This window comes from Mesorhizobium sp. BR1-1-4, assembly GCF_020165375.1.
GTDB lineage: Bacteria > Pseudomonadota > Alphaproteobacteria > Rhizobiales > Rhizobiaceae > Mesorhizobium > Mesorhizobium australicum.
Genome location: NZ_JAIUIB010000005.1, coordinates 182,135 through 204,262 on the forward strand (window position 1 = coordinate 182,135; position 22,128 = coordinate 204,262).

Annotated in this window: 24 protein-coding genes, 1 other RNA gene and 1 pseudogene; 8 read left to right on the forward strand and 18 right to left on the reverse strand. The window is 64.2% G+C overall.

Annotated features, from left to right (window positions below):
- Nucleotides 1-2: 2 nt before the first annotated feature.
- Together LB571_RS12595 and LB571_RS12600 are read right to left on the reverse strand one after the other, a co-directional pair.
- Nucleotides 3-437: a hypothetical protein gene (locus tag LB571_RS12595; protein WP_015317242.1), complete on the reverse strand. Its 435-nt coding sequence runs from the start codon at nt 435-437 to the stop codon at nt 3-5.
- A 9-nt stretch (nt 438-446) separates the two neighbouring features.
- Nucleotides 447-608 (reverse strand): hypothetical protein, encoded by a 162-nt coding sequence (locus LB571_RS12600; RefSeq protein ID WP_181171126.1) that lies wholly within the window; start codon nt 606-608, stop codon nt 447-449.
- A 246-nt stretch (nt 609-854) separates the two neighbouring features.
- Here LB571_RS12600 and LB571_RS12605 point away from each other — a divergent pair, with 246 nt between their 5' ends.
- Entirely contained in the window at nt 855-1,742 is an 888-nt protein-coding gene (locus LB571_RS12605) for a dienelactone hydrolase family protein (protein WP_224594842.1), read from the forward strand.
- Nucleotides 1,743-1,751: 9 nt separating this feature from the next.
- Here the strand turns inward: LB571_RS12605 and LB571_RS12610 are convergent, their stop codons facing one another.
- The 3 genes from LB571_RS12610 to LB571_RS12620 form a co-directional block, all read right to left on the reverse strand.
- Nucleotides 1,752-2,198, reverse strand: coding sequence for a response regulator (locus LB571_RS12610; RefSeq protein ID WP_015317245.1), 447 nt, complete (start codon nt 2,196-2,198; stop codon nt 1,752-1,754).
- The gene (locus LB571_RS12615; protein ID WP_167331122.1) at nt 2,195-3,301 is read right to left on the reverse strand and encodes a sensor histidine kinase; all 1,107 of its coding nucleotides are present in this window, start codon (nt 3,299-3,301) and stop codon (nt 2,195-2,197) included. Before LB571_RS12615 ends, LB571_RS12610 begins: the two co-directional genes overlap by 4 nt.
- 185 nt (nt 3,302-3,486) lie before the next feature.
- On the reverse strand, nt 3,487-4,410 hold the full coding sequence (locus LB571_RS12620) for an EamA family transporter (protein ID WP_224594843.1): 924 nt from the start codon (nt 4,408-4,410) through the stop codon (nt 3,487-3,489).
- Nucleotides 4,411-4,499: 89 nt separating this feature from the next.
- Between LB571_RS12620 and LB571_RS12625 the strand changes: the two genes are divergently transcribed.
- Nucleotides 4,500-4,979 carry an Lrp/AsnC family transcriptional regulator gene (locus LB571_RS12625; RefSeq protein ID WP_140615683.1) on the forward strand — a complete coding sequence of 160 codons (480 nt, stop codon included), beginning with the start codon at nt 4,500-4,502 and terminating at the stop codon, nt 4,977-4,979.
- On the opposite strand, the gene LB571_RS12630 is transcribed toward LB571_RS12625, so the two are convergent.
- Nucleotides 4,976-5,173 carry a hypothetical protein gene (locus tag LB571_RS12630; protein WP_015317249.1) on the reverse strand — a complete coding sequence of 66 codons (198 nt, stop codon included), beginning with the start codon at nt 5,171-5,173 and terminating at the stop codon, nt 4,976-4,978. The genes LB571_RS12625 and LB571_RS12630 overlap by 4 nt on opposite strands.
- A gap of 237 nt (nt 5,174-5,410) precedes the next feature.
- The gene (locus LB571_RS12635) at nt 5,411-5,890 is read right to left on the reverse strand and encodes a thioesterase family protein (protein WP_224594844.1); all 480 of its coding nucleotides are present in this window, start codon (nt 5,888-5,890) and stop codon (nt 5,411-5,413) included.
- Between the two features lie 160 nt (nt 5,891-6,050).
- Between LB571_RS12635 and LB571_RS12640 the strand changes: the two genes are divergently transcribed.
- The gene (locus LB571_RS12640) at nt 6,051-7,466 is read left to right on the forward strand and encodes an FAD-binding oxidoreductase (RefSeq protein WP_140822220.1); all 1,416 of its coding nucleotides are present in this window, start codon (nt 6,051-6,053) and stop codon (nt 7,464-7,466) included.
- Nucleotides 7,467-7,513: 47 nt separating this feature from the next.
- A pseudogene (locus LB571_RS12645) lies at nt 7,514-7,783 on the forward strand (hypothetical protein); the annotation flags it as partial.
- Nucleotides 7,784-7,802: 19 nt separating this feature from the next.
- On the opposite strand, the gene LB571_RS12650 reads toward LB571_RS12645, so the two are convergent.
- A complete protein-coding gene (locus LB571_RS12650) occupies nt 7,803-8,789 on the reverse strand; it encodes a Dyp-type peroxidase (protein WP_224594845.1) in 987 nt (328 codons plus the stop codon).
- 132 nt (nt 8,790-8,921) lie between these two features.
- Between LB571_RS12650 and LB571_RS12655 the strand changes: the two genes are divergently transcribed.
- Nucleotides 8,922-12,932, forward strand: coding sequence for an AsmA-like C-terminal region-containing protein (locus LB571_RS12655; RefSeq protein ID WP_224594846.1), 4,011 nt, complete (start codon nt 8,922-8,924; stop codon nt 12,930-12,932).
- A 9-nt stretch (nt 12,933-12,941) separates the two neighbouring features.
- On the opposite strand, the gene LB571_RS12660 is transcribed toward LB571_RS12655, so the two are convergent.
- The 3 genes from LB571_RS12660 to LB571_RS12670 form a co-directional block, all read right to left on the reverse strand.
- Entirely contained in the window at nt 12,942-13,859 is a 918-nt protein-coding gene (locus LB571_RS12660) for a sigma-70 family RNA polymerase sigma factor (protein WP_224594847.1), read from the reverse strand.
- Nucleotides 13,860-13,892: 33 nt separating this feature from the next.
- Nucleotides 13,893-14,198, reverse strand: a complete 306-nt coding sequence (locus tag LB571_RS12665; RefSeq protein ID WP_140714638.1) for a hypothetical protein — start codon at nt 14,196-14,198, stop codon at nt 13,893-13,895.
- 106 nt (nt 14,199-14,304) lie between these two features.
- The gene (locus LB571_RS12670; RefSeq protein ID WP_181166287.1) at nt 14,305-14,733 is read right to left on the reverse strand and encodes a MarR family winged helix-turn-helix transcriptional regulator; all 429 of its coding nucleotides are present in this window, start codon (nt 14,731-14,733) and stop codon (nt 14,305-14,307) included.
- Nucleotides 14,734-14,898: 165 nt separating this feature from the next.
- On the opposite strand from LB571_RS12670, the gene LB571_RS12675 reads away from it, so the two are divergent.
- Entirely contained in the window at nt 14,899-16,695 is a 1,797-nt protein-coding gene (locus tag LB571_RS12675) for a chloride channel protein (RefSeq protein WP_224594848.1), read from the forward strand.
- Between the two features lie 2 nt (nt 16,696-16,697).
- Here LB571_RS12675 and LB571_RS12680 read toward each other — a convergent pair whose 3' ends face one another.
- From LB571_RS12680 to LB571_RS12695, 4 genes are all read right to left on the reverse strand, one after another.
- Nucleotides 16,698-16,922, reverse strand: coding sequence for a ribbon-helix-helix domain-containing protein (locus tag LB571_RS12680; RefSeq protein WP_224594851.1), 225 nt, complete (start codon nt 16,920-16,922; stop codon nt 16,698-16,700).
- Nucleotides 16,919-17,116 carry a DUF4169 family protein gene (locus LB571_RS12685; RefSeq protein ID WP_224594854.1) on the reverse strand — a complete coding sequence of 66 codons (198 nt, stop codon included), beginning with the start codon at nt 17,114-17,116 and terminating at the stop codon, nt 16,919-16,921. Before LB571_RS12685 ends, LB571_RS12680 begins: the two co-directional genes overlap by 4 nt.
- An 11-nt stretch (nt 17,117-17,127) precedes the next feature.
- Nucleotides 17,128-17,664, reverse strand: a complete 537-nt coding sequence (locus LB571_RS12690) for an SspB family protein (protein WP_023782673.1) — start codon at nt 17,662-17,664, stop codon at nt 17,128-17,130.
- Between the two features lie 146 nt (nt 17,665-17,810).
- On the reverse strand, nt 17,811-18,500 hold the full coding sequence (locus LB571_RS12695; RefSeq protein ID WP_140615703.1) for a TetR/AcrR family transcriptional regulator: 690 nt from the start codon (nt 18,498-18,500) through the stop codon (nt 17,811-17,813).
- Between the two features lie 184 nt (nt 18,501-18,684).
- Between LB571_RS12695 and LB571_RS12700 the strand changes: the two genes are divergently transcribed.
- Nucleotides 18,685-19,890 (forward strand): multidrug effflux MFS transporter, encoded by a 1,206-nt coding sequence (locus tag LB571_RS12700; protein WP_140789261.1) that lies wholly within the window; start codon nt 18,685-18,687, stop codon nt 19,888-19,890.
- 102 nt (nt 19,891-19,992) lie between these two features.
- On the opposite strand, the gene LB571_RS12705 is transcribed toward LB571_RS12700, so the two are convergent.
- The 3 genes from LB571_RS12705 to ssrA all read right to left on the reverse strand — a co-directional run bounded on the left by LB571_RS12705 (nt 19,993) and on the right by ssrA (nt 21,554).
- Nucleotides 19,993-20,430: a VOC family protein gene (locus LB571_RS12705; protein ID WP_140615705.1), complete on the reverse strand. Its 438-nt coding sequence runs from the start codon at nt 20,428-20,430 to the stop codon at nt 19,993-19,995.
- Nucleotides 20,431-20,519: 89 nt separating this feature from the next.
- Nucleotides 20,520-21,086: an AAA family ATPase gene (locus LB571_RS12710; protein WP_224594857.1), complete on the reverse strand. Its 567-nt coding sequence runs from the start codon at nt 21,084-21,086 to the stop codon at nt 20,520-20,522.
- 107 nt (nt 21,087-21,193) lie between these two features.
- Nucleotides 21,194-21,554, reverse strand: a transfer-messenger RNA (tmRNA) gene (gene ssrA / locus LB571_RS12715).
- 168 nt (nt 21,555-21,722) lie between these two features.
- Between ssrA and LB571_RS12720 the strand changes: the two genes are divergently transcribed.
- On the forward strand, nt 21,723-22,034 hold the full coding sequence (locus tag LB571_RS12720; protein ID WP_015317265.1) for a DUF2853 family protein: 312 nt from the start codon (nt 21,723-21,725) through the stop codon (nt 22,032-22,034).
- Nucleotides 22,035-22,128: the final 94 nt, after the last annotated feature.

The following is a 22,128-nucleotide window of genomic DNA, read 5'->3' on the forward strand; positions in this document are numbered from 1 at the left end:
GATCAGCCGAGCCCCAGATGGCTCTTTAGGCTCGGCACCGAGCCAAGCACTTGGTTGGTCAGATCGGGGCCTGCGGCCGCCTCGGCCTGCTGGACAAGCGTCTCGCCAGCCTTCTGGATCTGCGCCAAGTCGAGGCCGGAGGCCTTGAGCGCGGCGAGGCCGTTGACCAGCGCGCCGGCCTTTTCGCCGAGAACGCCGCCAAGCGCGCCCTGCAGCGACGACAGGAAGCCGCCACCGCCGCCGGCCGGGGCGGCCATGACGTCATATTTCTGCGCCAGCGCATCGGCGCCCGGAATCTTGGCGAAGAAGGAGGAGGCGCTGGTGCCTTCGGCCTCGTGCTCGAGCACCGAGAAAATGGTGCCGACGACCTTTTCGGTCGTGGCCTGGTCGAGACCGGCCTTCTGCGAGACGGTGTTCACGATGTCCTGAACGTCCATGACTTCACCTCAACTTTGGGTTTTCAAGTTCGCGGGCTGGCGCTTGCGGCTGCGGACCCTGACCATGGACTTGCGGCTTGCCGCGACAACGGCCGCGCGCATCGCCAGAACGGCCGCCACTGCTGCCACGAAGGCGGTTGCCAGGATCGGCGAGGGCATGGTCATCGGCATTGTTCCTTTCAGATCGGGCCTATAGGACCGTGACCGCCAAGGGCGGCCGGCCAGCCAGTTTCCCCCACTATTGTGGCAGCGCCATCAAGATTTGTCGCCGATGACAAAAACGTGATGATCCTCGGCCGACCGACCGACGGCCGCTAGGCAGTGAGATGTCACGGATCGGTGACTGGACGATGAGAGGCTCGCCCCTATCTTGCGACCGACAAGGACACCGCAGTCGAGACGAGATCGAGGAAGCCCATGGCCGACGTCACCACCAAACCCGTCATTACCCAGGCAATGATCGATGCCTATGACGAATACACGCATCTGACGCTGGATCGCCGCCGCTTCATGGAGCAGCTGACAAGGCTTGCCGGATCGGGCGCGGCGGCGGCCGCGATCGCGCCGATGCTGGCGGCGAACTCGGCCCAAGCGGCGATCGTCGCCGACAACGATGCCCGCGTAAAGGGCGAGGATATCACCTATCCCGGCAGCGGCGGCGAGATGAAGGGCTATCTGGTCAAACCCGCAAACCAGGCCGGTAAGCTCGGCACGGTCATCGTCATCCATGAAAACAGGGGGCTCAACCCGCATATCCGCGACGTCGCCCGGCGCGTGGCGCTGGAAGGGTTCGTGGCGCTCGCGCCGGATTTCCTGTCGCCGCTCGGCGGCACGCCCACTGACGAGGACAAGGCGCGCGACATGTTCGGGAAACTCGACCCGGCGCAGACCGTGGCCAATGGCGTGGCGACGGTCGCCTTCCTCAAGGCCGACGGGGACGGCAATGGCAAGGTCGGCGCCATCGGCTTCTGCTGGGGCGGCGGTACGGCCAACATGCTGGCCGTCAATGCGCCCGACCTTGCCGCGAGCGTCGCCTATTACGGCATGCAGCCGAAGGCCGCCGACGTCTCGAAGATCAAGGCCGCGTTGCTGCTGCACTATGCCGGCCTCGACGAGCGCACCAATGCCGGCATCGATGCCTTCAAGAAGGAACTCGATGCCGCGCATGTCGAATACACGGTCTATGTCTATGAAGGCGCCAACCATGCCTTCAACAACGACACCTCGGCGGCGCGCTACGACAAGAAGGCGGCCGACCTCGCCTGGGGCAGGACGATCGCCTTCCTCAGGCAGAAGCTGGCATGACCATCGCCTTCAGGCCGCCGGCGCCCAGATCGTCTTGAAGGCCGGCGACAGGGTGAAGCCCGCCGGGCGCTCCGATTTCGGCGGCGGGCGCCGCACGCCTTCCTGCAAATAGCGCAGGGCAGAGGTCAGCCCGTTCATCGTGTAGGGCTTGGCGATGACGCCGATCGCACCGGCGAAGTGGTCGGGGATGCGCTTCGGGTTGGCGGTCATGAAAATGACCATCGAGTTCTTTCTGTCGCCAATATATTCGGCAACGTCGATGCCGGTCGGGCCGTCGGTGAGATGGATGTCGACAAAGGCGATATCGGCCTGGGTGGTATCGACCATGTCCTTTGCTTCGGCGAGCGATGTTGCCCAGCCGACGACGCTGTGCCCGGCGTCCTCGACCAGGCTCTCCAACTCCATGGCCAGCAGCGCCTCGTCCTCGACGATCAGGACCTTGAGCGGTTCAATCATGACAGGTTCCCTTTGTGCTGTGGTCCATTGGGCATCGAGATGACAACGCGAGTGCCGGGACCGGCATCGCGCCACTCGATGTCGGCACGCAATTGGCGGGCAAGCGACTTGATCAGCCGCATGCCGAAGGAGGCGTCGCCATTGGCGCCCGCCATGCCGACGCCGTCATCCGAGACCTCGATGTTCAAATGGCCGTCCGGCTGGCTCATCTTGATGCCGATGCTGCCCGATCTCGTGCCGTCGGGCCTCTCCTTGAAGGCATGCTTGAGCGCGTTGGTGACGAGTTCGTTGACCATCAGCGCCACCGGCGTCGCCTTCTCGGCCGGGACGACGACGGGCTCGAGATCGAGTGTCGGATTGATTTCCGAACGTCCCGAAGCCGTGAGCAGGTCGGAGATGAGATCCTTGGCGAAGTCGGAAACATCGAACTTGCTGACATCCTTGGACTGGTAGAGCCGGCGGTGCACGGTGCTGAGCGCCTCTATGCGCTCCAACATCGTGCCAAGCGAGCGCTTGAGGTTCGCGTCGGAGACGGTGCGGCTCTGCATGAGGATAAGCGAGGAGATCATCTGCAGATTGTTCTTCACCCGATGATCGACCTCATGCAGCAGCGTGGTCTGCGCCTCAAGCGCCGCTTCGAGCTCAGCCGTGCGTTCCTTGACGGCCTTTTCGAAACGCTCCTTGTCCGCGGTGATGCGATTTTCCCAGAGCTTCCGGTCGGAAACATCGAGTTGCGAGGCGAAGAAGAACTGCATTTCGCCTTTGTCGTTGGAGACGGGGCTTATGTAGAGCGCGTTCCAGAAGGTCGACCCGTCCTTGCGGTAATTCAGGATATCGACACTGATGTCGGTTTCATCGGCGATCGCGGCGCGTATCTGAGCGATCGCTTCCTTGTCGCTCTCCGGCCCCTGCAGGAAGCGGCAGTTCCTGCCGAGAACCTCGTCGCGCTCATAACCCGTCAGGCGCAGGAAGGCGTCGTTTGCAAAGACGATCGGATTGTCCTGCCGGCGCGGATCGGTAATGATCATCGACATGCGCGTGGCGCGGATGGCCGCCGCGAAGGGGTCGCCCTTGCCGTGCTCGACATGAAGGTCGTCGGTCATGTGCCATGCGTCCGCCGGCTCCCTGGTCCGTTTCCGTTCCATAGCGTCGCTCCAAGCCATTTTTCGCGGGAGACAACGGCTCAAAGTAGAATTTGGTTTCAATCTCGGCTGGCCTGTCGCAGTTCGTCGCAGGCGGGAACCGATGGAGGCTTTCCGCAACCGACCGCGAGGAAGGGGCTTCCCGGCTAGCCAGCCGAGGCCGGCCTGTGAAGCGCGACGCCGGCCACGACCAGCGCGATGCCGAGGCAATCGGACGGACCGGGTACCTGGCGCAGCACGACGACGCCGATCAGCGTTGCGGTGACCGGCAGCAGCGACAGCATCAGCGCGAAACTCGCGCGCGGCAACCGCGCCATGGCGAGCTGGTCGCATACGTATGGAATGACCGACGAGCAGATGCCGACGCCGATGGCGGCGACGAGCAGCGGCGGCGACAAAAAGGCGGGCAGGGCGTCGGCGAAGCCAACGGGCAGCACGACGACGAAAGCGACCGCCATGGCCGCACCCAGGCCGGCGATGCCGTCGCCGGCGCCCGCGCGGGCGACACGGTGGCCAAGCACGATGTAGCCGACAAAGAGCGCGCCGTTGAGGAAAGCCCAGACCAGCCCGACCGGGTCGGTTGACCATTTGACGTGGATCAGCAGCAAGGTGCCGGTGACGGCGACGGCAAGAGCGGCCAGATTGCGGGCGCTTCTGAGGCCGGCGAGCGCGACGCCGATGGTGCCGGCGAATTCGATCGCCGCCACCAGCGAGATCGGCAGGCGGTCGAGCGCCAGGTAGAACGAACAGTTCATCACCGCCAGGCAAGCACCGAAGGCAACGAGCAGGAGCCGCGTCGGAGGATCGGCGCTGGCGAAGGTTCGCCATGGGCGGGTCAATGGCGCGAAGACCAGCGCCGCGGTGGCTATGCGCAGCCAGGCCATGCCGAGCACGCCGACTTGCGCAAAAAGCAGCACGGCGAAGGCCGGGCCGAGATAATGAAAGACAGCGCTGACAGCGAACCAGATATGAGGCGGCAATCTTGTCGCGAGCCCGGCGAGCGCGGGGCCGGCAAAGGCCGGGGTGGCAGCGGCAGGGCTGGTATGCGGGGCTTGCCTCTGGTCATCCATGGGATCAGTATCGTAGCCAATCCTCCCTATTCATATGGATGATGACCAGCTTGACCAATCATTCCTTTCTCGGAGGCAAGGAGTTTTCCATGAAACGCCTTCGAAACGAAAATGCCGACATCGACGCGGCCGACATGAAGATCCTGCGCCTGCTGGAAGAGGACGCGCGCATCAGCACCGCGGAGCTGGCCCGTTCCGTCGGCCTGTCTGCGCCGAGCGTGGCGGAGCGCATCAAGCGGCTGCAGGAGAACGGCGTGATCGAGGCCTATTGCGTCAGGATCAACCCGGCGGCGCTTGGCCTGAAACTGTCGGCGTGGCTGCGCATCCGGCCGGTGCCTGGGCAATTGTCAGTCGTGGCCGAGATCATCCGTGAGTTGCCGGAGATCGCACAATGCGACCGGGTGACCGGAGAGGACTGTTTCATCGCGCTGGCGCATGTCGGCTCGGTCGCCGAACTCGAACGGGTGATCGACCGCATCATCCCCTATGCGATGACCAACACGGCGATCATCCAGTCGTCGCCGGTGATCGCGCGCTCGCCGCTGGCGGCGATCAGGCAACGGCGCTAAGCGTGGCCGCGCTTCAGGCGGGCGCGCTTCAGGATGCTGCGCCAGCGGATCATGTCGAACGGGATCGGTTCGTTGTTGTTGGCGATGTGAAAGATCTCGTTGTCGACATTCTTGAGCGAACGCCAGAAATCGTAGTCCGATATGCGCGGATCGGCCGCCAGCCTGTCCACCTCGACCTTGATGTCGGTTTTCATGCACGTTCCTCGAACCGGCTTCGCCGCGCCGCCCGCTAAAACAACCCTGTGCGGACGTTTTCGACCGCTCCGCTGAGTCGTTCAACGGCTCAGATGGCTTGTTCCCGTTAAATCCTCGGTAAGGTTAATGCGGGTGCGAGGTGGCTTCAAGCACGCGTGCCAGCCGATTTGAGGAACCCGGCGATTTTGGATCGCGGGTGTGGCTTTGAGGCCAGACCCGGTCGCCTGGGCTTCGCCCTATTTGCGCTTGATGCCGATCGAACGGCCGGCGCGCTCGGGCATCGGGAGCACGGAGTGGGCGGCGCGCATGGCTTCGATCCTGGCCAGTACATCGGCCGGAAAGGGCGCCACCTTCGGCCCCGACATGTCGACATGCAGCGACAGGGTCTCGGACGTGGCGGCGAGCCAGCCGTCGACATGGCGGATTTCCTGATAGGCCCGCAGCCGCTTCTCGTCATGGTCGATGAGCTGGAAGGAGACCGTGACCTTGTGGTCGAGATGCAGTTCCCTGACGTAGCAGACATGGACTTCGGCGGTGTAGATGGTGAGCCGCCGCTCTTTCACATAGTCCAGCCCCATGCCCATCGCCTCGAAGGCCTCGTCCGAGCAGCGGTCGAACAGCACGTTGTAATAGGCCATGTTGAGATGGCCGTTATAGTCGATCCAGTCCTTCTCGATGCCCATGGGCCTGGAGACGAAGGGGGCGGGAATGGACATCGAAACTTCCTTGTTCTGGTGCTGGACAGAGTAGCCGGTGAGTGTCTTTACATTCTGACGCAATTTCGGATGGAAACCGCTTCACACTTTTCCTGAAATTGCTTTAGGCATCCATACTCGCATAACAAGCGTGGGCGCTGGTCCATTCGCGGAGGAATTCATGGCTCTGAGCGACCTCAATCCGGTCGAACGCAACGAGGAAGGCATCGCGGCGGTGCTCGGCATCCTCAAGCAGCGGCTGGGCGAGCGCTTCCAGACCGGACAGGCCATCCGCTCGCAGCACGCGCATACGACCACCTATATTCCGACGCAGGCGCCCGACGGCGTCGCTTTCCCGGAGACGACGGCCGAGGTGCAGGAAATCGTGCGTGCCTGTGCCGCACACCGTGTGCCGGTGATCGCGTTCGGCGTCGGCTCGTCGCTCGAAGGCCACACCAATGCGCCGGGTGGAGGCATTTCGGTCGATACGTCGCGGATGAACCGCATTCTTTCGGTCAATCCGCAGGATCTCGACTGCACGGTGGAGCCCGGCGTCACGCGCGAGGATTTGAACCGGCATCTGCGCGACACCGGCCTGTTCTTTCCGATCGATCCGGGCGCCAATGCCTCGCTCGGCGGCATGGCTGCGACGCGGGCGTCCGGCACCAATGCGGTGCGCTACGGCACGATGCGCGAGAACGTGCTGTCGCTGACCGCCGTCATGGCCGACGGCGAGACGGTGACGACCGGCAAGCGGGCGAAGAAGAGTTCGGCCGGCTACGACCTGACCCGGCTGCTGGTCGGCTCCGAGGGCACGCTCGGCATCATCACCGCGCTGACCTTGAAGCTGCAAGGCATTCCGCAGGCGATCTCGGGCGGCGTCTGCCCGTTCCCGAGCGTCGAAGCTGCCTGCAACGCCGTCATCGCGACGATCCAGATGGGCATTCCGGTGGCGCGCATCGAACTGGTCAACGCGCTGCAGATGCGGGCGATGAAGACCTATTCCAAGCTCGATTATCCCGAGGGCCCGTGCCTGTTCGTCGAGTTTCATGGCAGCGACGCCGGCGTTGCCGAACAGGCCGAGACCTTCGGGGCGATCGCGGAAGACAATGGCGGCGGGCCGTTCCTGTGGACCAGCGTTGCCGAGGAACGCACCAAATTGTGGAAGGCCAGGCACGACGCCTACTGGGCGTCGCTGACCTTGCGCCCGGGCGCCAAGGGCCTGTCGACCGATGTCTGCGTACCGATCTCGCGCTTTGCCGAATGCGTCATGGAAACCGAGGCCGACATTGCCGAGATGGGACTTATCGCGCCCATCGTCGGCCATGCCGGAGACGGCAATTTCCACGTGCTGGTGCTGATGGATGTCAACGATCCCAAGGAAATCGCGCTGTCGGAAAAATTCGTGGCACGGCTCAACATGCGGGCGATCGCCATGGAGGGTACCTGCACCGGCGAGCACGGCATCGGGCAAGGCAAGATCGGGTTCCTGCGCCACGAACTCGGCCATGGCGTCGACATCATGCGCACGATCAAGCAGGCGCTCGATCCGCAAAACATCATGAATCCGGGCAAGATCCTGCCTGACGCGGGCTAAGGGCATCGCGAACAGCGCGTCTTGACCGCGCCGCCATTCGGGTCGAGGCGGTGCTGGCCATGGCGATGCGGCGGCTGAACGGCGAGGCCGAACGGCGCCGCCAACTGGCGGCCCGCACTTCGCTGGTCGACAATGCGCGCAAGGCGCTGGCCTTGAAGCAGAAAGCTCCGGAGGGTCCCACGCACAATTCGCGCACCGCCCACGAGGGCATGCGGGCCGTGGCCAACCAGAAGGTTCCAAATCTTGTTCGGCCGGCCGAACTCGGCCGCCAGCGCAAGGCGGCCAATGTGGCGCAGGCGAAACGCGACGCACGCTAAGGGGCCGTCAACCGCCGCTCTACCCTGCAGCGGAAAGCTGCTCCCGGGCGTCCTGCGCAAGCGTCTGCAGCATGGGGCGGGTCGGGGCGAAGAAGGTCGTGCCGGTGTGCGGCGTGGAGACATCGAGCAGCCGGTCGTAGGCGCCGGGCGGGTCGCCGACATACATGCGCTGCAGCATTTTCTCGGTGACCCAAAGATATCTGCTGTAGCCGATGAAGTAGGTGCCGAATTCGTTCTGCCCGGGCCTGCCGAACGGCATGTTGTCGCGCAATATGTCGTGTTCGTTGCCGTCGGCATCGACCACGGTGGCCAGCGCCTTGTGCGATTTGCGCAGCGCGTCGTCATCGTCGATTTCGATGTTGTCGATCTTGGTGCGGCCGATGATCGCCTCCTGCTCGGGCGTGGGAATGCGCGCCCAGGCCTGCATGTCGTGCAGGTATTTCTGGACCACGACATAGCTGCCGCCGGCGAAATCGGCATCCTCGTCACCGACCAGCGCCGAGGCGGGCAAATCGAGGCCGGCCGGGTTGGCGGTGCCGTCGACGAAGCCGAGCAGGTCGCGGGCGTCGAAATAGCGAAAGCCGATCACTTCGTCGGCGACGCTGACGCCGGGACCAAGCCTGTCGAGCAGGATACGCTCGAATTCGAAGCACATGTCGGGCCGCTCGGCGCGGATGTGAAAGAGCAGGTCGCCCGGTGTCGTTGGCGCCGAATGGACCGCGCCCTTGATCGGCGCGAACGGCTTCAGTTCCAGCGGCCGCCGGCCGGGGCTGAGCCGGTCCCAGAGATCGCGGCCGATGCCGGCGATGCAGGACAGGCGCCCGCCGAGATCGCGGAATCCGACAGTCTTGACCAGATCGTCGAGTTCGCCGAGCACGGAACAAACCCTGGCCAGAGCCGGCTGATCGCCGGCGACGGTGCCGACAAGGAAAATCGCCGACTGCGATAGCGGGGCATCGACACTCTGCGCATCGATCGGCACGCGATCCCAGTTCTTGCCCGACATCCGAGAATCTCCGCTTTCCCCGGATTTGTTTCAGATCGTCCGACATGACGCAACACGGGATGAATTGCCTCTTTATCGACACGCGGATGCGGGTAGAGTGCGGCGGAATTGCAATCAACCTGTTCGGAGCTGATGCTCGCACGCCTGTTCGTGATCTTCGGTGGCCTGTTCGTGCTGGTGCTGCTTGCGGCGCTGGTGGTGCCGCATTTTATCGACTGGACCGGCTACCGCGCCGAGTTCGAGCGCGAGGCAAGCGCCATCCTCGGCCGCAAGGTAACCGTGCAGGGCGACGCCACGGCAAGGCTGCTGCCGTTTCCCTCGGTGACCTTTTCCAACGTCGCCGTCGCCGGTGGCCCCGACGGCCAGCCGGCCATGACCGTCGAGACGTTTTCGATGGACGCGGAACTGGCACCCTTCCTGCGCGGCGAGGTGCTGATCTTCGACATGCGGCTGGTGCGGCCAAAGGCGACCATCGACATCGCCGCCGACGGAGCCGTCGATTGGGCCATGCGCCCGTCCTCGCCCTTCGACCCCGGCCAGGTCTCGATCGAGAAACTGACTGTGACGGAGGGGCAGATTGAACTGCGCCATGCCGCCGGCGGCCGCAGCCATATCTTTTCGGAGATCAACTCGACCATTTCGGCCAAGTCGCTGGCCGGTCCGTGGCGCATGGATGGCACGTTGCGGCTGGACGGGTTGCGGACCACGGTCGCGGCGTCGACCGGCAAGGCCGAACCCTCCGGGCAGATGCGGTTACGGGTGAAGGCGGATCCCGACGCCTATCCGCTGGTCATCGAGACCGACGGCAATGCCGGCATCGTCAACGGTGCCGCCGTCTATTCCGGCCAGTTCAAGATTTCGGGCGCGGACAAGGATAGCGCGGGCAAGAATTCAGCCGAGTTGCGCGGCACGGACGGCGAGACGGTGAAAGTCAGCACCGGCAAGTCCGATCCGGGCTTCCGGCTTAACGGCAAGTTCTCGCTCGATCACCAGAAGCTTGGCGTCGACGAATTCCGTTTCGAGACCGGTCCGCTCGACAATCCCTACACCGCCGATGGCAAGGCCTCGGTCGATCTCGGCCAGAAACCGAGTTTCGCCATCGAGGCGAATGGCGCGCAGGTTCAGTTCGACGAGGCGGTGGGTGCCCAGGCGGGTACGGGCCTGACACTGGATCAGCGCATCGCCGGCCTGGAGCAGGCGCTGCTCGATCTGCCGAAGCCGACCATTCCCGGCACGGTCGAGGTCAAGTTGCCGGCGGTGGTGGCCGGCGACACGACGGTGCGCGATGTTCATCTTTCGGCCGAGCCGGTCGGTGACGGCTGGTCGGTGAAATCGCTGGCCGCGACCTTGCCCGGCCGCACCAAGCTGGAAGCCGATGGCAAGGTCATGCTCAACGTGCAGGGCCATTTCGGCTTCACCGGCTCGTTGCTGCTGGCCGTGGCGCAACCCTCGGGTTTTGCCGCCTGGCTGTCGAAGGATGTCGACGAGGCGATCCGCCGTCTGCCTGCCGCCGGTTTCAAGGCCAAGGTCGATCTCTCGCAAAATCATCAATCCTTCAGTGATCTCGAACTGATCCTCGGCAAGGCGAAGTTTTCCGGCCGCATCGATTCCAGCCAGCCCGAAGACGCAAAGCCATCGGTGCTGATGCGGCTCGAGGGCGGCGATCTCGATGTCGATGGGCTGGCGGCCTTCGCCTCGATCTTCGTCAGTGACAAGGGTGCCAACCGTTTTGCCGACAGCGACCTCGATTTCCAGATCAAGGCCGGCCCTGTCAGCGCCGGCGGCTTGACGGCCGACACGGTCGATACCGCGCTCAGACTGCGCGACGGGCTGCTCGAAATCGACCGACTGTCTGTCGGTGGGCTGGCCGGTTCCTCGATCAGCGCCACCGGCCGCATCAAGGATTTTCCGGCGAGCCCGACCGGCAAGCTCGACGCCTCGGTGGTCGCGGTCGACCTCAAACCGCTGATCGATGTCGCAGCACGGCACTATCCGGACAATGCCGTGCTGAAGGGGCTCGCAGACCGCGCCGCGGCCTACCCCGACTTGTTCCAGGACGCGCGCGTCGACCTCGTGGCCAGTGCCGCCGACAATGGCGACGGCACCACGGGCCTGGCGGTGAGCGGGCAAGGTAAGGCCGGCGGCTCGTCCTTTTCGGCGTCGCTGTCGGGAAAGGGCGCGGTGGACAGGCTTGCCGACGCGCCAGTGACACTGACTTTCAACGCCAGGAACCCGGACGCAACCGCCTTGCTCGCGCTCTACGGCCTGCCGGCGCTGCCGCTCGGCATGCTGGGTGAAGCAAGCACCGACATCCAGGCCAAGGGTACGCTTTCCGGCGGCCTGGCGACGAGCTTCAGCCTTGCCGGCAATGACTTCAAGGCCGGCTTCGAGGGCATGGTCGCCGACACGCCGCAAGGCTCGACGGCCAAGGGCAAGATCAATCTCGACGCCTCCGACATCGAGCCGTGGCTGATGACGACGGGCATCGGCCTGCCCGGCATGGGCGCCGGCATGTCGACATCGCTGGCCGCGCAGGCCGATTACGGCAATGGCCTGCTGGTGCTCTCCGGGCTCAGCGGCGCCATCAACGAGGCGGCTGTGTCCGGCGACATCAACCTCGATGTCAAGCAGGGGGTCGACGGCAAGGACGGCGTGCCGCATCTGGCTGGGGCGCTGGCGCTCGACGAACTCGACCTCGATCCGATGGCGGTGGCGCTGTTTGGCGATTCCGCTTTTCTCGTGGACAAGAACGGGTCCGGCAAGAGCGACAATGCCGACAAGAATAACAGGGCCGACAAGAATGACAGGGCCGACAAGAATGACAAATCCGGCGCGTGGCCGTCGGCGCCGTTCAGCCAGAAGTCCAGCCTGCCGTTCACGGCCGAACTCGACCTGACCACGGCTTCGCTGACCGTTGGCCCGCTCGCCACCGCCTATGACGCGGCACTCTCGCTCAAGCTCGACCCGGAAGGCATTCGGGTCACCGATCTCAAGGCCAAATTCCTCGGCGGGGCGCTCTCCGGCCTGTTCGAGCTGAAGAACAATGATGGTACCGGGCTTTTCACCGGTCAGATGAAACTGGCGGGTGCCGATCTGGCTGATGTCTTGCCGGATGCGGGCATCGGCGGCATCGGCGATTTCTCGACGACGCTGTCGACCAGCGGCAAATCCGTCGACGCGATGATTGCCGCTCTATCGGGATCCGGCACGGCGACGCTGAAGGGCTTGCGGATCGCCGGCGTCAATCCTGACGCGTTCGGGGCTTTCCTGGCCAAGGCGGATGCGATCGGACGCGATATCGACGCCGCCAAGACGGCTGGTTTCGCGCCTGACATCGCCGCCGACGGCAGCTTCGCCGCCGGGAATGCCGAGGTCGCCTTCACGATTGCCGGCGGCACGCTCAGGGCGCCGCCGATCAGTCTTGAAAACCCGGCGGCGACCTTGTCGGCCGACATCACGGCGGATCTCAACACCGGCACGGTTTCCGCCAAGGGCGCGGTCACCTATCGGCCCGGCGACGAAGCGCTGGTCGGCTCCGAGCCGGCCGTGAATTTCACCGCCGAGGGGCCGTTCGGTGCCGTGAAACGGCAGTTCGACAGCGAGCCGCTGGCGCAATTCCTGACCCAGCGTGCGCTGGAAAAAGAACAGCAGCGCGTCGAGGCGATGCAGGCCGCGCTGCTGGAGAAACAGCGGCTGCGACGCGAAGTGCGCTATTACGCGGCCCTTCAGGATGCCCGCGACAAGGCCGCCGAGGAGCTGCGCCAGCAAGAGGAAGCGGCGCGCCTGAAAGCCGGGGCCGACGCCAAGGCGAAAGCGGAGGCCGACGCTCAGGCCCAGGCCGAAGCGGATGCCAAGGCAAAGGCCGACGCGGAAGCAAAAGCCAAGGCGGATGCCGAGGCCAAGGCGGCGGCGGAACAGCAGGCAGCGGACGAGGCGGCCAAGGCGCAGGCCGAGCAGGAGCGCCAGAAGGCGGAGGAGGCGATGCGCATTGCCTCCCAGGAAAAAGCCAGGCTCGAAGCCGAGCGCAAGGCGGCGCAACAGGCACCCAAGGCCGAGCAGGTGCCCGCCAACGACAATCCGCCTCCAGCCAAGCCGAAAGCCAATCCGTTCACGGTCGACAATCTGCTCAAGTCACTGCAGTAGGCAGCAGGGCTAGGCTTTCCGGTTGCCCGCCCGCCAGGCAATCGTCTCAAGAACGAATGCTTCGGCGCCGTCGGCCACGTATCTGGCGTGGCGGAAATCGCGGATGGCGGCAAGCTTGCCGCCCTGCCAACCCAGCAGGATGAAGTATGCAGGTGCTGCCGCAGGGTCGTTGGGATCGCGCACGAGGATTGCCGGACGGTCCTCGACAAAACCGGACTGGAAATGCCAGTCCCGCACCCGGGAATAATTGCCGAAATAGGTGGCCACCTCCTTGCGGCCGTTGAGCCTTGCCCTGGCCACCAGTTCCAGCCGCACTTCGTCGGCCAGCATGTCTCGCACGGCATCGAAATCGCGGGCGTTGAAGCGATCGACATAGGCGTCGAGCAACAGGCGCTCCGATGCACTCAGCCTGGGAACAGGACGATCGTCCTGTTCGTCGGCGAGCTCACGCAACCGGCCACGGCCACGATGCAGCGCTGCCTTGATCGCGGGGACACTGACGTCGAGCATGTTGCTGATTTCCCGCAGCGAATAGCCCAGCACATCCATCATGATGACGCTGCTTCGCTGCGCGACGGGAAGGCGCATGAAACTGTGCAATCCGGCTGCCGCGGCCTGCCGGTCGGCGATGGAATTTGCCGGGTCGGCGATCATGTCCGGCTCCTCCTCGGAGAAAGTCTTCTCACGGGCGCGGCGGCGCAAAAAGTCGAGCGCCGCATTGTGGGCGATGCGAAACAGCCAGCCTTCGGGATTGGCGATCGGGACGGTGCCGGCCAAGGCCTCGAATGCCTTGGCCAGCGCCTCCTGCACGACGTCCTCGCCATCGACGACCGAGCCGGTCATCCGGGCGCAGTAGCGATGCAGTTTGGGGCGCAATTCGCCGAACAAGCGGTCGAAAGGCTCTGGGATCTCGCCTGGATTGTTCATGCACCGGCCGTTCTTGACATGGTTCTATTCAGGCTACTCGTCCAGCATCCGATAATGGCCCACCACTGTCATCACGTCACGATGCGGAGGGTCGACGCAGCGATCCCTGATGCCACTCTGAAAAGCCTGGAAGGCGGCAAGCCCTGTGATGAGGTCGGCATGCCCGTCGGTTTCGGTCTCGACGAGATGGACGAAAGTGCCATCGGCGGAGCGCCAGGTCATGTAGCGAACGCCTTCCGGCGATTTGCCGCGCAGTTCCTCGAACACTGCCTTGACCAGGCGCTCGTTCTCGTCGGCCCGGTCCGGCTTCGTCTTGTAGCGTATCAAATGGCGTTTCATCGCATTGGCTCCCTTGGCTGTCGCCTGTACAAGACGCCGCGGCCAGCCCAGAGGATTCGGATTCCGGAAAAAATAGTTCGCTATCGGCCCGCACGGATGCTGGACGTCAGTCCTGGCTCCGGTCGAGCAGGCGCCGCAGCATGGGTTCGATGCGCGAGAGCTCGTCGAGATGCGCGGCCGACAGTTCGGCCAGGCAATCGTCGGCGCGTTCGGTCAGCCGCAGCAGCACGCGGCGGTGGTCGTCCTTGTCCTGGTCGCGTGCGACCAGTCCTGCCTCGCCGAGACGGTTGACCAGTTCGACGGCGCTGTGGTGACGGATGCGCAGGCGTTCCGCCAGGTCGCCGACCGTCACCGGCCCGCCGCCGGGATATCCCTTGATCGCCAGCAGCGCCTGGTGCTGGCGCGGGGTCAGGCCGGCGTCCTCGGCCTGCACCTGGCTGAATTCGAGGAAGCGGCGGATGAGGTAGCGGAACTCGGACAACCGCTGGTAGTCGGATTGCCTGATGGCGGGGCGTGGTGTCTTGGGCTGCGTCATGTCGGAGATGTCTTCGTTTTCCGGTGAAAGCTCAAACGAAATTTCAAGCGAAAGCCGCTTGAACAGATATATCGTGTTACGATACATACCCGGCCGACAACCGGCTGGCCACTTCGACCGTGCCGCAGAACCCAGACACGGCCGCCGCCAGGAAGCAAAGCCACCATGAAGACCCATAACTCCAATCCCGATCATCTTCGGGACTTCACCACAGATGCCCGAGTGCTGCTCGTCGCCGCGATAGCGGTGGTGGTGGCGACCGCCGGGCTGTTTGCCGGCATCGCGCTTCTGAAGCTGATCCGGCTCGCCACCAACATCGCCTATTTCGGCCAGTTCTCGCTTGCCGAGCTGAAGCTGCATGATACGCCGCTCGGGCTTGCCGCCGTCATCGTTCCGGTCATCGGCGCGCTCATCATCGGCCTGATGGCGCGCTACGGCAGCGAGAAGATCCGCGGCCACGGCATTCCCGAGGCCATCGAGGCGATCCTGCTTGGGCGCTCCAAGCTCGACGCCAAGGTGGCGATCCTGAAACCGCTGTCGTCGGCGATCTCGATCGGCTCCGGCGGGCCGTTCGGCGCCGAGGGCCCGATCATCATGACCGGCGGCGCCATCGGCTCGTTGATCGCGCAGATGCTGCCGGTCTCGGACAACGAGCGCAAGACATTGCTGGTGGCGGGAGCGGCGGCCGGCATGACCACCGTGTTCGGCACGCCGATCGCTGCCATCATGCTGGCGGTCGAATTGCTGCTGTTCGAATGGACGCCACGCAGCTTCATCCCCGTCGCGGTTGCGGCCATCGTGGCCGAGGTGGAGCGCACCATGCTGCACATGCCAGGGCCGATCTTTCCGTTCGCGGGCAACATGGCGGTTTCCTTCGTCGGCCTTGGCGGCTGGGTGCTGGTCGGCATCTGCGCCGGCCTGTTGTCCGGGCTGCTGACGCAGATGGTCTATGCCTGCGAGGACGGCTTCCAGAAGCTGCCGATCCACTGGATGTGGTGGCCGATGCTCGGCGGTCTGGTGGTCGGCATAGGCGGCTTGATCGACCCACGAGCGCTCGGCGTCGGCTATGACAACATCGCCGACATGCTGGACGGCCGCACGATCGCCACCGCGGCGCTGCTGCTGCTGGTGGTCAAGGCCATCATCTGGTCGGTTGCGCTCGGCTCGGGAACTTCGGGCGGCGTGCTGGCGCCGCTGTTGATCATGGGTGGCGCGATGGGGGCGGTGCTTGCCGGCATCCTGCCGGCGGCGGACCCGGGCTTCTGGGCACTGCTGGCGATGGCCGCCACCATGGGCGGCACGATGCGCGCGCCGCTGACAGCCACGTTCTTCGCGGTCGAGCTGACCGGCAACACGCATGTGCTGGTGCCGCTGATCGCGGCTTGTGCCGCGGCGCACGCGGTCACCGTGCTGCTGATGAAGCGTTCGATCCTGACCGAGAAGATCGCCAGGCGGGGGCACCATCTGGTTCGCGAATATCGCGTCGACCCCTTCGCGCTGACCAGGGTGCGCGAGGTGATGACGGCGCAGGTCGAGAGCGTGCCGGCAACGATGACGCTGCATGGTGCGGCCGCCTTCCTGACCGCGCCGGAAACCCGGCATCCGAGTTTTCCCGTGGTCGATGAAAACAGGCAGGTGCTTGGCCTCATCGATCCGCCGGCGATCCTGCGCTGGCGCCGTGCCGGCAAGCATCGGACGACGACGCTCGGCGAGCTGCTGGCCGGAAGCAAGGTGACGCTGGCCCATCCCGACGAATATCTGGAAGGCTTGTCGGACAAGCTGCTGACCGCCAATGTCTCGCATCTGCCGGTCGTGGCGCGTGAGGATGGAAGGTTGGTCGGCTATGTCGGCTGGAAGGATCTGATGCGCGTGCGCTCGCGCAAGCAGGCCGAGGAGCGTGAGCGCTCCACCTTGCTCGGCTTCGGGCGCGGGAAAAAGGCGGATCCGGTCGAGGGTGCCTAAGTTCAGGCGCTCGTCGAGCGCTTCGCCCACTCCAGGACATGCAGCCTTAGCGCCGAGGACAGGTTGGTGTCACGGGGCCGGGTCTCGTCGATTTCGGCGACAAGGGCGGCGAGCGTCAGCTTCCTGGTCGCCGCGATGGCGACGAGATCGTCATAGAAAGGCTTTTCGAGGGAATAGCTGGTGCGATGGCCGCGAATGGTCACCGAGCGTTTTTCGACGGCGCTCATCGATCGTCAGGCTGGGCGGGCTTTTCGCGACGATGGCCCGCGACAAACCTTTCGCTCTTGTCGGCGATCAGGCGGTCGCGTTCCTTTTCGGCCTTGGTGCGACCGTGCAAGGCGCGATTCCGGCTAGCGGTTTGTGCCTTGTCGTCCCGCGCCCTCTGCTTGCGAGCCTGGCGGAGATTGACGATGTCGGCCACGGACCGCGAGCCTATTTCTTGCGGAAGGCGTCGAGCGAGACCACTTCGGCGCCCTTGGTGCCGGCATCCGCGGCAGTTGCCTTCTTCTCCGCCTCGGCGGCGGCCTTCTTCTCGGCCTTCGGCTTCTTCTCTGAGACGATGGTCAGCGGCTCAGGCGCCGGTGCTGCCGGTTCCTCGTCGGGCTGCGCATCGGTCTTGACGTCGAATTCGAGCTCGAAATTGACGGAGGGGTCGTAGAAGCCGCGCACGGCCGAGAACGGGATTTCCAGTTTTTCCGGCACGTCGGAGAAGGAGAGACCGACCTCGAAACCGGTGTCGGTCACCTTCAGGTCCCAATACTGGAACTGGATGACGATGGTCATCTGCTCGGGATAGCGCTCGCGCAGCCGCGACGAGACGCGCACGCCCGGCGCGCCGGTCAGGAAGGTGATGAAGAAATGATGGTTGCCGGGGAGGCCGGTGCGCGCGACCTCTGCCAGGACCTTGCGCATGACGCCGCGCAACGCCTCCTGGGCCAGAATGTCGTAGCGGATATGGTCGTCGGCCATGAGGTGGTCGGGTTCCGTTGAATCGTCCGCATAGCTGTAATCAAGCTTGGGCGCGGCGTAAACCTGATATAGACCGCCGCCGCGCCGAAGCGAGGACTATTGCAAACGATTTGATCGGCAAGGCGGCTTGGCGGCAACGCCAAATGTTATGCGTTAGCCAGCGCAGCGTGTCTTTTGAGGCTGGTCGGGGAAGGGCGCTTGCCGAAAGCGCGCAGGAAGGTGCGCACACCGTTTGTCGCCGATTGCACCACCTCGTCCTCGCCTGGCGTGCCGCCAAGCATGAAGGTGGTCTGCAATTCGGCATTGACGAGGCCGAGGAACTGGCGCGCCGCGACGTCGGGATCGTCGATCGCGAGATAGCCGCCATAGGCGAGGCGGGCGAAGCGGGCGGCGATCGCCGGCCATGTCCTGCCGGGTCCCTGTTCGCGCCATTCGGCAAAGAGCTCGGGATAGCGCTCGCCCTCGGTCTGGATCAGCTTGCGCAGGAATTTTCCGTCGCGGTTGCAGATGCAGTTCTGATTCAGGCGCACGGCAAAACCGATCAGGTCGGCCTCGAGATCCCCAGGCTGATCGGGAAAGGTGGCGATGGTGGCGAAAATGCCGGCGTTGCAGCGCTCGGTCAGGTCGCGCACGACCGCGATGAACAGCTTTTCCTTGTCGCCATGGTGATTGTAAACCGTCTGGCGCGACACGCCGGCCTCAACCGCGATCAAGTCTATATTGGCGCCGGAGAAGCCTTCGCGGCAGAACACGCCGGCAGCGGCGTCGACGATCGACAGGCGCTTGGCCTCGTGGCCGCGTGGCGGGAAAGTGTCAGGAGAAACGCCCGGTCTCATGAAAATCTATATAGAGGTGATTGACGATTTAGACAAGACTGTCTAAATTTGTGGACACCATATAAGAGGATTTCGCTCCGGAGACGAATAAATTTGCTCCAGGAGTAGGAAACCCACGGGATGGAACGTCCTAGGGTCAGACGTCGCCTGGCGGCGGCAACCAGATTCGAAAGAAGCCAATATCATGAGCCCCAAATTCCTCCGCATCGCGGTCGTGCTCGGCCTGTTGTCCGCCATCGGCCCGTTCGCCATCGACATGTATCTGCCCGCTTTGCCGTCGATCGGCACCGATCTGCATGCCGGCACCGCCGCCGTGCAGATGAGCCTTTTGATCTTCTTCCTGTCGATGGGCTTCGGCCAGATCGTCGTCGGGCCGATCTCAGACATGGTAGGCCGCAAGCTGCCGCTCTATGGCGGCCTGGCGCTGTTCATGGCCGGCGGCATCGGCTCGGCAATGGCGCCGACCATCGAGTGGCTGATCGCCTTCCGCTTCCTGCAGGGGCTTGGCGCCAGCGCCGGAATGGCCATTCCGCGCGCCATCGTGCGCGACCTGCACACCGGCAACGAGGCCGCCAAGCTGATGTCGCTGCTGATGCTGGTGTTTTCGGTGTCGCCGATCCTGGCGCCGCTGACCGGCAGCCAGATCATCGAGAATTTCGGCTGGCGCGCCGTGTTCTGGACCGTGACCGGCGCGGCGGTGCTTGCCACCATCCTGCTCGCGACTTCCCTCAAGGAGACGCGGCCGGCGGAAGAACGCGTCGGGTCCTCCTTCGGTACCGCCCTTGCCGGCTACCGCTTCCTGATGGGCGACCGTAATTTCCTCGGCCTGGTGGCGATAGCCGGCTTCGGCATTGCGAGCTTCTTCGTCTATCTGTCGAGCTCGTCCTTCATCCTGATCGACCATTACGGGCTGTCGCCTTCGGTCTACAGCGTCTTCTTCTCGATCAACGCGGTTGCCTTCATCGGCATGTCGCAGTTGACGGGCCTGCTTTCCGGACGGTTCGGACTGAAGCGCGTGGTGTGGGTAGCGGTGACCGGCTACGCGACGACGATGGTTGTGCTGTTCGCGATCATGGTGACGGGCGTCGATCGGCTTGACGTGATGGCGGCCCTGCTGTTCGTCGGCTACGGCTTCCTCGGCTTGGTCATCCCGACCACATCGGTGCTGGCCATGGAAGAGCATGGCGAGATCGCCGGCACGGCGTCGGCGCTGATGGGCACGCTGCACTTCGCCATCGGCGCGCTCGCCATGGGCGTCGCCGGTGCGTTCTTCGACGGCACGCCGCTGCCCATGGTCGCCGGCATCACGCTCTGCGCGGTGATCTCGTTCGCACTGGCGAAGGTCACTCTTGGCCGTTCGCGCGAAGCGGTCGAAGCGCCGGCGGAATAGAAATCCTCAATGAACCAGGAGAGGCCGGGTCGATCCCGGCCCTCTTTGTGTCGAAGCCGGCGTTTGCCCCCGGGTTGACGACCGCGCTCTGGCTGCTGACGCTCAGCTGAGTTCCTGGGCGAGGCCGATGAGAAGCCCTTCAGGCCCACGGATGTAGCAGAGCCGATACACGTCCTTGTACTCGACCACTTCGCCTACGAGTTGCGCGCCACGCGTGCGGAGCCTTTCAAGCGTGTCGTCGATGTCGTCCACGGTGAACATGACGCGGAGATAGCCCAGGGCGTTGACCGGGGCGGTCCGGTGATCCGCGACGACAGGCGGCGCGAGGAAGCGGGAGAGCTCCAGCCGGCTGTGGCCGTCCGGCGTGCGCATCATGGCAATCTCGACATGCTGGTCGCCCAGTCCGGTGACACGTCCGGCCCATTCTCCTTCGACCGTGGCCCGCCCTTCGAGCTCGAGGCCGAGTTCGCGAAAGAAATCGATCGCCCCTCCGAGGTCTTCGACGACGATTCCTACATTGTCCATCCGCTTGAGCGCCATGTTTTCGATCTCCAGGGGGTGTCGTTTCAGTTTACAGGGTATCGCCTGGTCCAACAACGCACAGGAAAGGCCGGACCCGTCCGACCTCTTCATGTCCGCGATGTCAGCGGCAATCCAGCAGCGTCGAGGAGGAAGCGTACACGCTCCTCGACTGGCGCAGGCGGCAAGGTCACCAGTTCGTAGCCGAGTTCGGCATAGACGCCGGCCACGGACTGGCAAGTGCGCTCGGCCTCGTCGAGGGTTTGCTTGCGTTCTTCGTCCTGGGTGAAGATCTCCGGCCAGGGCGGGGCGACGAAGACGCGACGCGCATAGCGGAATTCCGTGGCGGCACTGGTGAGGTGATCCGGCACCGGCAGGCCGCAGAGCCTGAGATAGCCGATCGTGTCCGGCACGCCGCGATCAAAGAAGACCGGACCGGCCAGCTCGCGGGCCGCACGGTACGAGCGCATTTCCCACGACAGCATCAGTTCGGCGAACAATGCGCGATCGCTCCAGGGCAGGGCGGTTCCACCAATGGTGGATTGGTCGCGAATGATGCCGCGCCCGGCCTCGGCGGATGTCGCAAAGCCCGCCTGCCGCAAGGCTTCGATCAAGGTGGTCTTGCCGGAGCCGGGGCCGCCGGTCAGCACTAAGAATCGATCGGAATCGTTTTGCATTTTGTCCATGGAGAAAGGGCACGCGACGCAGCGGCTTCGCAGCCCGCAGCCGGTGCGAAGTCCTGACGGCAGGAGCTGTCGTGCGTCACGCAAAAATGAAAGGGAGAAGTGGAGGTTTCTGTTGCCAGGTACCTCCGAACCCCGCCTAGAAGTGCGAACCCCTAGGGCTTGATTTGAAGCTATCGCACTGCATTAAGCAGCGAGACGTGCTTCCGCATAGTTGTCGTTGGCAACTATAAGTTTAGCCCGATGACGGTGGTACAATGCCGGGCAAAAGTACGATCTTTACACCTTCGTCGATCCTATTTCGCCCCCAGCAAAAACCGCTCTGTCCTCAACAGCGGCTTTTGGTGGAGGCGCCGGGTACCGCCCCCGGGTCCGAACGGCTTATTTCATCGCCCATTTATCGCCATAGTCGGTCAAGCCGACAAAACGAATATAGGGGGGCTTGCGCGGAAATGAAAGGCCGCAATGGTGCTTTGTCCCTGTGTCAAATCGCGACGCGAAGGGTTGACTTGGGCGCGGTCTCAACCGAAGCTTTGCGGGCGGTGAGGAGTTACCGACCTAGCGCACAAGTTGCGAAGCGCGCCACAGCCCTCATCGATCGGATCCGTGGCGCCGACGAGGGGAATTCTGATGGCCGACTATCTTGCGGATGTGAAGAAATATGACGCCGCGGCAAGCGCCGATGCGGTCGAAAAAATCGTCAAGCACCTGGGCATTGCGCTGAGGAACCGCGATTCCTCGCTGGTGTCCTGCACGGATCCGAAGGAATTGGCGCGGGTCAAGGAGAGCTGGGTGGCCAAGAAGCTCGGCGTCAGCGACGGGGCGAAAGCCGACGCCGCGATCGAGAAGACCTGCAAGGCGATGCACGCCGACAACACCAAGAATCGCGTGACCTTCTACTATCTGGTGGCCAAGGACCTGGGCAAGCTCGGCTCTCTCTGAGACCTTTGGTTACTTCATCCTGGCGGCCGGTTGGCGATTTCCGCGCTTCCGGTTCGCCGGTGAGGATTCTTGGCAGGCTTCGTTCCCTGCTGAA